At 36.3% G+C, this 12,681-nt stretch carries 8 protein-coding genes; 4 read left to right on the forward strand and 4 right to left on the reverse strand.

Annotated features, from left to right (window positions below; translation table 11 throughout):
• The first annotated feature begins 10 nt into the window (after window positions 1-10).
• From ACFIJ7_RS06240 to ACFIJ7_RS06250, 3 genes are all read left to right on the forward strand, one after another.
• Window positions 11-691 (forward strand): alpha/beta hydrolase, encoded by a 681-nt coding sequence (locus ACFIJ7_RS06240; protein ID WP_015856377.1) that lies wholly within the window; start codon window positions 11-13, stop codon window positions 689-691.
• Window positions 692-1,007: 316 nt separating this feature from the next.
• A complete protein-coding gene (tyrS, locus tag ACFIJ7_RS06245) occupies window positions 1,008-2,261 on the forward strand; it encodes a tyrosine--tRNA ligase (protein ID WP_375644839.1) in 1,254 nt (417 codons plus the stop codon).
• Window positions 2,262-2,447: 186 nt separating this feature from the next.
• Entirely contained in the window at window positions 2,448-2,933 is a 486-nt protein-coding gene (locus ACFIJ7_RS06250) for a peroxiredoxin (RefSeq protein WP_375636110.1), read from the forward strand.
• A 336-nt stretch (window positions 2,934-3,269) separates the two neighbouring features.
• Here ACFIJ7_RS06250 and prfB read toward each other — a convergent pair.
• The 3 genes from prfB to ACFIJ7_RS06265 all read right to left on the reverse strand — a co-directional run bounded on the left by prfB (window position 3,270) and on the right by ACFIJ7_RS06265 (window position 8,430).
• Window positions 3,270-4,398 (reverse strand): peptide chain release factor 2 gene (prfB, locus tag ACFIJ7_RS06255; RefSeq protein ID WP_015856374.1). Its coding sequence is split into 2 segments (ribosomal slippage): window positions 3,270-4,328 and window positions 4,330-4,398, totalling 1,128 coding nucleotides; the frame shifts between segments, so codons are not numbered across the junction.
• Between the two features lie 168 nt (window positions 4,399-4,566).
• The gene (locus ACFIJ7_RS06260) at window positions 4,567-7,032 is read right to left on the reverse strand and encodes a penicillin-binding protein 1A (RefSeq protein WP_375636111.1); all 2,466 of its coding nucleotides are present in this window, start codon (window positions 7,030-7,032) and stop codon (window positions 4,567-4,569) included.
• Between the two features lie 168 nt (window positions 7,033-7,200).
• Window positions 7,201-8,430: an N-acetylmuramoyl-L-alanine amidase gene (locus tag ACFIJ7_RS06265; RefSeq protein ID WP_375636112.1), complete on the reverse strand. Its 1,230-nt coding sequence runs from the start codon at window positions 8,428-8,430 to the stop codon at window positions 7,201-7,203.
• Between the two features lie 588 nt (window positions 8,431-9,018).
• On the opposite strand from ACFIJ7_RS06265, the gene ACFIJ7_RS06270 reads away from it, so the two are divergent.
• Window positions 9,019-11,649, forward strand: a complete 2,631-nt coding sequence (locus tag ACFIJ7_RS06270; protein WP_375644840.1) for a ribonuclease E/G — start codon at window positions 9,019-9,021, stop codon at window positions 11,647-11,649.
• A gap of 87 nt (window positions 11,650-11,736) precedes the next feature.
• Here the strand turns inward: ACFIJ7_RS06270 and ACFIJ7_RS06275 are convergent, their stop codons facing one another.
• Window positions 11,737-12,348 carry an invasion associated locus B family protein gene (locus ACFIJ7_RS06275; protein ID WP_015856370.1) on the reverse strand — a complete coding sequence of 204 codons (612 nt, stop codon included), beginning with the start codon at window positions 12,346-12,348 and terminating at the stop codon, window positions 11,737-11,739.
• Window positions 12,349-12,681 lie beyond the last annotated feature (333 nt).

Below are 12,681 nucleotides of genomic sequence, written 5' to 3' on the forward strand. Positions count from 1 at the left end.
GGAGCATTTTATGCCAGAAATTATTTTTAACGGTCCCGCGGGTCGGCTCGAAGGGCGTTATCAACCTTCACAACAAAAAAATGCACCCATTGCGATCATTTTGCATCCTCATCCCCAATTTGGTGGAACTATGAATCATAAAATTGTCTATGACCTCTTTTATATGTTCCAACAACGTGGCTTTACAACTTTACGTTTTAACTTTCGTGGTATTGGTCGTAGTCAGGGTGAATTTGATTATGGAATAGGAGAACTTTCAGATGCTGCTGCTGCTCTCGATTGGGTGCAAACACAACATCCAGACTCTAAAAATTGTTGGGTCGCAGGATATTCATTTGGAGCATGGATTGGTATGCAGCTTTTAATGCGCCGACCGGAAATTGAGGGATTTATCTCTGTTGCCCCTCAGCCTAATGTTTATGACTTTTCATTTCTTGCACCTTGTCCATCTTCTGGACTTATCATTCATGGCGGTATCGATAAAGTTTCCCCCCCAAAAGATGTTCAAATACTTGTCGATAAATTGAAAACACAAAAAGGAATCATCATCACACAAGAAATATTGGAAGAGGCTAATCACTTTTTCAGTGGATGTCATGAAGAACTTATTGAACGATGTGCCCACTATTTGGATAACCATATCACCAATGAACTTCTCGCTCCTCCTCCTGAAATACTTTCACTAACTTAGGAAAACACGATGGATTTATAAAAAATCAGAAAAAATCGTCTTTGATCATAACTAAAGTAATTTTTTTAGTCTGTACTTAAAACTTTTCTAAATTTTATTCTAGGATAGAAATGAGAATAACAGAATGCATTTTTTCTATCACCTAGAAATCTCTTTTTTAGCGTAAAAAGGAAATAATACCTGTATTATTATCTTTATATTATCAATATGTCTCTTTCTCTTGTGATGTGTGCATCAGTTATGATAGATAACGCTCCATCATATAATCACCTATTATATGAAATGAATGCACTCTTAAAATTAGGAAATTGAATCTGTGTTTGCCTTTAAATCTGATTTTTTACACATTATGAGCGAACGTGGTTTTATCCACCAAATTTCAGATGAAAAAGGCTTAGATGATCTTTTTTCAAAAGAAATTGTAAGCGCTTATATTGGATTTGATCCAACAGCATCGAGTTTACATGCTGGAAGTCTTCTTCAGATTATGATGCTTTATTGGTTACAAAAAACGGGTCATCGTCCCATTGCTTTAATGGGTGGAGGAACCGGATTAATCGGTGATCCTTCCTTCAAAGATGAAGCGCGACGTCTTCTGACACAAGATGATATTGCTGCAAATATCGATGGTATTAAAAAGGTATTTGCTAACTATTTGACATTCGGTGACCGAGAAACTGATGCTTGTATTGTGAATAATGCTGAATGGTTATGCAATTTAAACTACTTAGAATTTTTGCGTGATGTGGGAAAACATTTTTCTGTCAACCGTATGTTGTCATTTGATTCTGTCAGACTCAGACTTGAGCGTGAGCACTCTTTGTCATTCTTAGAGTTTAATTATATGATTCTGCAAGCTTATGACTTTGTTGAACTTTATAAACGTTATGGGTTGCGTATGCAAATGGGGGGCTCTGATCAATGGGGCAACATTATTAACGGAATCGAATTAGGGCATCGTTTAGGAACACCACAATTATATGCGTTAACATCACCATTGTTGACAACCTCTTCCGGTGCCAAAATGGGTAAATCATTGAATGGGGCTGTATGGCTGAATGCGGATATGCTTTCACCTTATCAATTTTGGCAATATTGGCGCAATATAGAAGATGCTGATGTAATACGATTTCTAAAGCTCTATACCCCATTGCCAATGGATGAGATTCTTAAACTTTCTCTACTACAAGGGACAGAAATTAACGAAGCAAAAAAAATTCTTGCAACAGAAGTTACAGCAATGTTGCATGGACGTGCTCTTGCCAATGCAGCAGCAGAGACTGCTCGCAAAACGTTTGAAGAAAAAACTCTGGGAAAAAATCTTCCAACTGTTGAAATTAATGCCTCAGAATTAAAAAAAGGTGTTGGATTGCTCACTCTTTTAGTACAAGCAGGACTCGCTAAATCTAATAGTGAGGCACGCCGACACGTTCAAGGTGGAGGTGTACGTGTAAATGATCAAATTATTGAGGATGAAACACATCTTATTATTGAAGGGGATGTCAGTGCGGAAGGAATCATTAAGCTTTCTTTCGGTAAGAAAAAACATGTTGTGATAAAACCAGTATAATCTTTTGTTGTTTTGTTTATGTTGTTCACGCCGATCTTGTTCTTTCAATCCAATCGTTGTGATAGAGCGAGTTTTGTTAGGAAAATAAAGGTCTCTTAAAAACAATAATATTCTAGAGAGTTGAATAGTTCTTTTCTTCTGTGTACTCTGATATCTTATACTTATTACACAAGAAAGATGAAAACAATGACAAGATCAATGAAGGGTGCTCTTGCTCCTGATTTTAATTTGCCTCGCGATGGAGGAGAGACAGTATGTCTTTCTGACTTTAAAGGAAAACCTGTTGTTTTATATTTTTATCCAAAAGATGACACCAGCGGTTGCACAAGCGAAGCACTTGATTTCACAAAATTAAAGATGAAATTTGATGAAATCGGTGTTGCTGTTATTGGAATCTCTCCAGATAATGTAAAAAAACATGATAAATTTAAAGTAAAATATGAACTTGATGTCATCTTGGTTTCTGATGAAGAAAAAACAACCCTCGAAGCTTATGGTGTTTGGGTTGAGAAAAGCATGTATGGACGCAAATATATGGGTGTTGAACGGAGCACTTTTTTAATTGATGCAAATGGAATAATAGCAGAAGAATGGCGCAAAGTAAGCGTATCTGGGCATGCTGAAAATGTTTTAGCTACTGCAACACTTTTACATCATAACGCTAACTTATAAATTGAGTGTTTGATTTATCTTAAAAAGCAAAAGTCATCCTCCGAATTGATTTTAGTTTTTCAATGGATTCAATTTTTACAATATATTGATTTATAAGGATAATGAATTGTTTTATATTTATATTAGTCCTCCGAATATCGCAAATTTTTCTTATTTCAGCTTTCTATCACTTGCAATATCATAAGCAGGATTGGCGTGTGAGAAAAAATTGAAGAAAGGAACAAGAAAATCCCTCTTTGAACCTTTAAAGTATCAAGAACTATCGTAATATCACAACATCAATAAAACAAACAACTTAAGAAAAAAATCTACATGGCTTGAAGGAAGGATATATAATTAACGAATATCCTCAATTTCTTTGTCTTGTCCATAAATGCGCCGTGCGAGTGCTGCCTCTATAAATGCATCTAAATTACCATTCAGTACGGATTGTGGATCCGTATTTTCAATCCCTGTACGCAAATCTTTGACAAGCTGATAGGGTTGAAGAACATAAGATCTAATTTGATGTCCCCATCCGATTTCTGTTTTAGAAGATTCAGCAGCATTGGTTTCTTCTTCTCTTTTTTTAAGCTCTTCTTCATAAAGCCGTGCACGCAACATCGACCAAGCCGTAGCGCGATTTTTATGTTGAGAACGCTCTGTTTGACATTGAACAACAATACCCGTTTTTATATGTGTGATGCGAACAGCGGAATCTGTCGTGTTAACATGTTGTCCTCCTGCTCCTGATGCACGATATGTATCAATACGCACATCTGCCTCTGAAACATCAACTTCAATATTGTCATCAATAACTGGATAAACCCAAATGCTTGCAAAAGAGGTATGGCGCTTTGCATTCGAATCAAATGGAGAAATCCGAACCAAGCGATGAACGCCTGATTCTGTTTTTAACATTCCATAAGCATTATGCCCTTTTACAAGAATAGTCGCTGACTTTATTCCTGCTTCTTCTCCATCATGAATTTCTAAAATTTCAACCTTCATTTCATGCTGTTCAGCCCAGCGCATATACATACGTAAGAGCATAGAAGCCCAATCTTGGCTTTCTGTTCCCCCTGCTCCAGCATGAACTTCTAAATAGGTATCATTCGGATCCGCCTCTCCTGAAAGAAGTACATCAATTTGCCTTTTATCTATCTCATTTTTAAGATTACGTATTGAATTTTCTGCATCAGCGATAATTTCAACATCACTTTCTTCTTCGCCCATCGCGATAAGCTCAATGCATTCTTCAAGTGTTTTTGTAAATGATAAAAGACCATTGATTGAATCATCAAGACGTTGACGCTCACGCATCATATCCTGTGCTTGTTGTGCATCATCCCATAATGACGGATCTTCCGCTTTTTGATTAAGATATTCGAGACGTTTTAGTGATTGATCCCAGTCAAAGATGCCCCCTTAGCAATTGAATTGCTTTCTGGATTTCATCAACTAATGTTTCTATTTCTGCTCGCATAATTTAACACCGTATTTTTTAACACTCTTTCTGGTTATGTCTCTAGAATTTTATACAAATTCGATAGCTGCTGTGAGGGAATAGCACGGACTTATCATTCTATTTACAGGACCGACACTGTAAAAAAAATAAAAACTATAGACTCATGGCGAAAGGAGATTTTGTTGATTAATACAGCCCACCTGTCCCACTTTCAAGGGCTTTATTGACTTGTGGAGAAGTGGTTACTGCAGGAACACCTTCTTGAAAAGAATTTGTACTCCCAATAACTTGATATATATCAGCAGGACCAGTCCCTGGTTTAAATGCTTCTATAATGACATCTTGATCTCCTCTTTCCGCAAGCATTCCTGTTTTCCGATTAATTGGCATTAAAATCATACCCTTTGGCATCTTAAAGGGAACATCTGGCTTTCCTTTAAGAGCATTTGCCATAAACTCACCAAAAATAGGTGCAGCTAATGAACTTCCGGTTCCATTATATCCTAATGGAGCAGGTTGATCGTAGCCGATAAAAATACCAACGACAATGTCAGGAGTAAATCCCATAAACCAGACATCTTTAGAGTCATTGGTTGTCCCTGTCTTAGCGGCAATATGTCGATTAAGATAACGTAAACGTGCTGCAGTACCACGCTGAACAACCCCTTCCATCATGGATGTAATCTGATAAGCAGTCATAGGGTCAAGAACTTGATCTCGCTCATCAATCAATGTGGGTTCACGTTGATTATTCCATGAAGGCGTATTACAATTTTCACAAATACGATCATCATGACGATAAATTGTCTTTCCATAACGATCTTGAATTCTGTCTATCAGAGAAGGCTTAATAGAGCGTCCCCCATTGGCAATAACTGAATAAGCTGTAACCATTCGTAATACTGTTGTTTCACCAGCCCCTAAAGCCATGGGAAGATAAGGCTGCAATTTATCCACTATGCCAAAGCGTTCTGCATATTCAGCGACAAGAGGCATTCCCATATCATTGGCAAGCCGTATTGTCATAAGATTACGAGAACGCTCAATACCATAACGCAACGTTGAAGGTCCTGCAAATGTACCACCATAATTTTTTGGTTGCCAAACTTCCCCATTATATTGACGAACTTCAATGGGGCCATCTAAAACAACGGATGCTGGTGTATACCCGTTATCAAGAGCTGCTGCATAAACAAAAGGCTTAAAAGCAGACCCCGGTTGGCGATAAGCTTGGGTTGCACGATTGAATTCAGATGCAGCAAAAGAAAATCCTCCCACCATAGCAAGAACGCGCCCTGTATGAGGTTCCATAGCAACAATTGCACCTTCAACCTTTGGAATTTGTTGTAAACGATAAGTGTTGTTTGTATTGGATAGTTTTTCAACAAAAATGACATCCCCAACTTGCAGAACATGAGATAAATTCTGAACAGTTTTTCGATAACCATTTTCTTTTACAACATGGAGTGCCCATTTTGAATCAGATTCAGATAAAACAGCAATTTCCCGTTTTTTTGATAATATACCTGAAGCTTCGCGCTGTGGCTGTAAACCAATCTCTACTTTATTGGGATTAGCAGAAAGAACAACAGCTAAACGCCATTCAGGAACATCACTTAGCCCCGTGATATTTGCAAGTTCTATCCCCCAATCACCTTTTTTATCGATATGCGCATAAGCTCCACGCCATCCTTGCGAATGATCAAATCTAATTAATCCAGCGTGCAAAGCACGTCGCGCAATAAGTTGTAAATGCGGATCAAGCGTTGTACGAATGGAAAGCCCACCTTCATAAAGTGTCTTAGCCCCATAGCGATGTATTAAACGACGTCGCACTTCTTCAGTAAAATAATCAGCCGCAAAAACATAGCTATCACTCCCACGTATTGTCGCTCCTAAAGGTTTAGCTTTCGCTTTTTCACCTTGTTCACGCGTTACATATCCATTTGCAATCATCCGATCTATAACCCAATTGCGCCGATCAATAGCACGTTGTGTATTCTTAAATGGATCATAATTTGCTGGCCCTTTTGGAAGAGCAGCCAAATAAGCACATTGTTCTAGCGTCAGATCATTGACGGATTTATTGAAATAGGTCAAAGAAGCAGCGGCTATACCATAAGTACCACGACCCAAATAAATTTCATTGAGATAAAGTTCGAGAATATGATCCTTTGAATAAGTTTTCTCAATACGCATTGCTAAAATAGCTTCCTTAAATTTACGCTCTAACGTTGTTTCTGAACTTAAAAGAAAGTTTTTAGCGACTTGTTGCGTTATAGTTGATGCACCCTCTGGACGTCTTCCAGAACCAATATTACGAATATTATTGATCAAAGCTCGAGAAAGTCCTTCGGGATCTAAACCAAAATGATGATAAAAGTTTTTGTCTTCAGCCGAAATAAAAGCATTTATAACAAGCTTTGGTATTGATTGAATTGGTAAATAGAGGCGATGTTTTGTTGCAAACTCTGCCATAAGACGGCCATCAGAAGCATGGACGCGGGTCATTACCGGCGGCTCATAAAGTGAAAGAACTTCATAATCAGGGAGTGCATTTGCTTGACCACTGGTCATAACACCCCATGTTATTGCTCCACAAAGTCCAATAGCAACAAAAAAACGAAGAAGATATCTTAAAAAAATCATCATAAAAACGGCTATCGCTTTCTTAAGAATTAATCAAAGAAAAAATACGTTACTTCAAACACACCAAGCGGATATCACCACAAGATTGAGATCAAGAGAAATTATTTTCTATCTTTTATTTATACTAAGGTACACTAGAACCCCATATTGATACTCTATTTTCTCACAAATTTAAAGAGGCTGTATCATTTTCTGCCTATAATGAGCAAATTGACGAATAGAATGAGCAATAGAGGCTGCCATTTGTTTTCTCCAATGAGGATCATTTAATAACTTTTCGTCCTCTTTATTGGATAAATAACCTATCTCTATCAAGACGGAGGGTATATCTGAAGCTCTTAAAACTTGAAAATTAGCATACCGATGTGGGTTATTAATCAAGTTAATATGATTCTTTGATAAACTTGAAATAACACTATTTGCAAAATTAACCGAAAATGTATGTGTTTCACGTCGTGTAAGATCCATCAAAATATCTGTAACTTCGAGTGTTTCATCTGCAGGCAAACCATCCAGCAAATCAACTTTATTTTCATTTTCAGCTAAAGATTTTGCAATGGCATCAGAGGCTTTGTCTGATATGGTATACACTGTAGCACCGCGAAGAGAATGTAGATCAATCGTATCTGCATGAATAGATATAAAAAGATCAGCATCGAGCTCTTGCGCTTTTTTAACTCTTTCACTTAGTCTTAAAAAAATATTGGAATCTCGCGTTAAAGCAACAGTAATATGAGAATCCTTTTGTAATTCGTCTCGCAATGCACGCGCAAAGTCTAAAGTCACATCTTTTTCTAAAACTCCAGTAACACCCCGTGCACCGCCATCAATACCACCATGACCAGGATCAAGAACAACACGAAAATTATATGCTGGCATTAACTGCGTTTTTGTATCAAAATTGGTCTTTTGCTGTTTTTTTAATATTTCATCAAATTTTTCTAGTGTAGTTTTACGAATATCAATCAGCAACTGCCATAAATCATTATTTAATTTTTTTACGACACTTTTTTCAATTACAAAGGCCGTTTTACTTGTCAAAATAATGCGTGAAGTCTGTATGTCAGAAAAAGCATAACGCACATCTGAAAGCATAACGGATAATGTATTCTGTTTCTTTAAAGGCGTATTTTGCATCGAAAAGTCAATTGTAGGTAAATTGATAACCAACCGTGCTGGCCTGTCCAAAATCTGTAAACGAACATTTGGTTTTGAATTGAAAACCGCAATAATACGCGTATGAACACTATCACCAATGGTTCGAAAATTAATAAGTCTCAGAGGATCTGCGGCTTGAACACTGGTTTGGAATAGCAAAAATAATAATAAAAAGTATGTGACAAGCACAATAACATTCCCATAAGCTGTTTTCAGCTTTTTGGTAAAGAAAACTCTTATCATAAGCAAAATACTCTACATTACATTTGTAATAATTTATCTTGGTTATATAAAAACGATACACCAATTTATTCTCTATTTTTCAATAAAAGCTAAATAAACACCCAAAAACGAAATTAAGGTCATTAAAGACATTATCATTATACATGATTTACATTGTTACTTGCCAAACGCATGATATCAACATAAAAGAATATTTATGCTTCCTAGCTGATAATAGTCATCTAAATTATCTGTAACTCATATTAAGTTGTCTTTAGAGGTTTTTTGCCTATTATGCATTGAGACTTTTTTATGGATGAAAAATTTCTATGTTATAACATTAGGATTGCATTACTTAAGATTCGTTGGTTCGGATATCCGAACTGTTTTAAAGATTATTTTACCGGAGACTTTTAAGAAATATGAGTCATAAAAAACAGATGGAGATAATGATGAGAAATGGTGTAAATGCAGTCATGCCTTTGCACGTGGTGTTCCGTCCTGTTTTTCTGGTACCTCCCTTTTATGGCAGACAGCCTTTTATATTTACGAATAGTTATAGCGTTCGTTTGAATAAAATTGTGCATGTCGCCTTCAGGATATTAGCTTATGTCAAACAAAATGCTTATAGATGCCTCCCATCCGGAGGAAACACGTGTTGTTGTTGTTCACGGCAACAAAATTGAAGAACTTGATTTTGAATCAGAACATAGAAAACAGCTCAAGGGGAATATTTATCTCGCACGTATTACGCGTGTAGAACCGTCTCTCCAAGCAGCTTTTGTTGAATATGGTGGAAACAGACATGGTTTTTTAACATTTTCTGAAATTCATCCTGATTATTATCAAATTCCTATTGCTGATCGCCTTGCTCTTCTTGAAGAAGAGGAAAAAGCAGCTGTAGGAGAAAATTCTGTAGATGCCTTTACGGAAGAAGCAACTAAAAATAAAAAACGCTCCAGAATAACAAAAAAAAATGGAAAAAACAATGTCATAGCAGCCGATATTGAAAATGATATCACATCTGAATCAACAATAATTGATAATACAGAAGAAGCATTAAATGCCGATATCTCTTATGATGAGATCGAAATGGTTGGTGCTGAGGACATCCGTGAAGAGCTCCCAATTTATCAAAGAAAACAAGGGCGCCAGTATAAAATTCAAGAAGTCATTAAACGACGTCAAATTTTGTTGGTACAAGTCATTAAAGAAGAGCGTGGTAATAAAGGTGCTGCCCTTACAACATATCTGTCTTTAGCAGGTCGTTATTCTGTTCTAATGCCCAACACAGCACGTGGTGGTGGTATTTCACGAAAAATTACGAACGTACAAGACCGTAAGCGTCTTAAAGAAATCGTAAAAGAATTAGCCGTTCCAAAAGGTATGGGTGTTATCTTACGAACCGCTGGTGCCAATAGAACAAAAGCTGAAATTAAACGTGATTATGAATATCTTATGCGGTTATGGGATACTATTCGCACTTTGACACTCGAGTCAACGGCGCCATGCCTTGTCCATGAAGAAAGTAATCTCATCAAGCGTTCTATACGAGATCTTTACAATAAGAACATTAGTGAAATTCTTGTCTCTGGAGACCAAGGATATCGTGAAGCGAAAGACTTTATGCGTATGCTCATGCCAAGTCATGCAAAAGTTGTGCAACCTTACCGTGATCCTACACCCATTTTTGCAAGAAATAATATTGAAATTCAACTTGATAAAATGTTGCAACCACAGGTTTCTTTAAAATCTGGTGGTTATCTTGTTATTAATCAAACAGAAGCACTTGTTGCTATTGACGTAAATTCTGGCCGCTCTACGAAAGAATTCTCTGTCGAAAAGACAGCTTTACAAACTAACCTTGAAGCTGCTGAAGAAGTAGCGCGTCAATTACGCTTGCGTGACCTTGCTGGTTTAATTGTGATTGATTTTATTGATATGCTTGAAGAACGCAATGTAAAGCTGGTCGAAAAAAAATTAAAAGATTGTTTAAAAAATGATCGTGCTCGTATTCAAGTAGGTCATATTTCACACTTCGGCCTTTTAGAAATGAGTCGTCAACGTATTCGCATATCGGTTTTAGAAAGTACAACACAGCCCTGCCCGCATTGCGCAGGAACAGGAAATATACGTTCTGAATCATCAATTGCGTTACATGTCATGCGCTCAATTGAAGAATATCTTCTTCATAATTCGCAATATAATATTATCGTGCGCACACCCGTAGCAACAGCGCTTTATGTATTAAATCATAAACGCAATATTCTTGTTAATTTAGAAACTCGCTTTAAGCTTAATATTAGTATTGAAGCAGATGATAGTATTGGAACGCAACATCTTGTTATTTCTAAAGGCTCACTAGCAGAGAGCATTTCTCGATCTTCATTGGAAGATGTTAATAAGCAAGAAATTGAAGATTCTGTTTTCACAGAAAGTGAATCTATTGAAAATCCTTCTCCCATTGAAACAAACCAAAAGCGTCGGCGCAAAAATCGTCACGATGAAATTACTGATCATTCTCTCTCCAACGTTCATAAAAAAGAAGATACCTTGAGTGATGATTCTTATCGTCGAGGACGTCGTCGAGGACGTCGTGGTGGTCGACGCAATCAAGATAATAGTTTTCATCAGATTCGCATTCCTTACGCAGAACCAGTGGGAGATTTTGCTAAGCAGGCTTTAGCAGAAATTAAAGCAGCACACCGCAAACATCGTGTTTCACCTGCTAAATCTTTTGAACTTGAAGAAACAAAGAATAATACACAAGCTCTAGATATACAACAACAGGGTGAATCTAAAAAAATTGATACAAGTATTAAACCTAAAAAACGTAAAACACGTTCTTCAAAAGTAGTAGAAAATCAACTTTCTTTAGATAATGATCAAAATGTCGTAGAACAAAAATCTCTTGAAGAAAAACCTAAAACTAGTTCAGTACGTAAAGCTAAAACAAAAAAGGCAGACAAATCTATTCATAAAGTAGAAGATAAAACTCTTGAAAATAGTAAAAAGTCAACACGTGGAACACGTAAAAAATCATCTTCTAAAGAGACAACGCAAATACAAAAAATATTAGAGAAAGAAACTATAATCGAGATGGAGGAAGTTGTCGAAACCTCTCCTTCCCAAATTGAAGAAACAATTAATCAACCCGTTGTTGTTTCATCAACGCCTAATGATTCTTCCAAAACTGAACGTATTGGTTGGTGGAAACGCAGAATTCTTTCGAAAAATTAAAGATTAAAAAAACCGCCACAGTTTTCTGTGGCGGTTTAAATAAATAATTATAGAAGACGTTTCAACCAATTCTATGGTGTGGGTTTATCACTTTTGTTTTGCTTTTTCTTGCTCAGCCCGCATACGATCTTCAATTTCTTTTTGCTTTGATTGAATAGCTTGCTGCATCTTTATTTGTTCTTGTTGGAAATCTTTTTCCTCCATACCAGGACCGGTATAGGCTGCTGTAAACCCATTAAGAGAAAATTCAATAGGATTAGCTGAACCACGGAAATTAACTGTGGTTACAACCATTTTTGTACCACTTTTCATAGCAGCTATAAGCTTATCATCTAAGACATCATTGGCAATACAACTTGGTCCATTACAAATAATATAAGGAATTTTTTTAGAGAAGTCGTCACCGATTTTAATGTGAACACCTTCTGGCAAAAAACGACCTGTAGGTACTTGAATACCTATACGTTTTTCATTTTGCTTCCCTTTTATTTCAACAAGATTAAAAGCCGTTAAAGGTTGTCCCGTATTCGATAATACAGTATTCATTGTATTACAAATATCAACATCATGCTGCTTACTGCAAACTTTGTACCAACCTTGTGATAAAGTTTGCGCATTTGCAGAAATACCAGCTATAAGAAAAAGGGCAGCGGCTCCAACTAATACTGAAACAGCAGAATAAACATTTTTATGCGACATGATTAAGTTAATCCTTTCAACGCGCTTTTAAGTAACTTCAAAAAAATATTAAATATAATTCCAACTTAAATTTATTAAATTATAATGAAATAACACTTAATTTTACTATTTTTACTTCAATATAAAAAAAAAAGTCAAATTTAGAGAAAAAAATACGACAAGCTATTCTAATTTTTATACACCCATATAATTCCCCTCTTTATCATATTGGTGTTTGATGCAATCTATCCATAAAACACCTCTGTGCATTTAAGCTAAGATTACACAAACGAATCAATATTGCAATATTAATTAAAATAAACTCCTATACTACTCTAAAAATCTTACTAATTA

Origin of the sequence: Bartonella sp. MR100HLJHH (assembly GCF_042194215.1) — a bacterium.
GTDB lineage: Bacteria > Pseudomonadota > Alphaproteobacteria > Rhizobiales > Rhizobiaceae > Bartonella > Bartonella grahamii.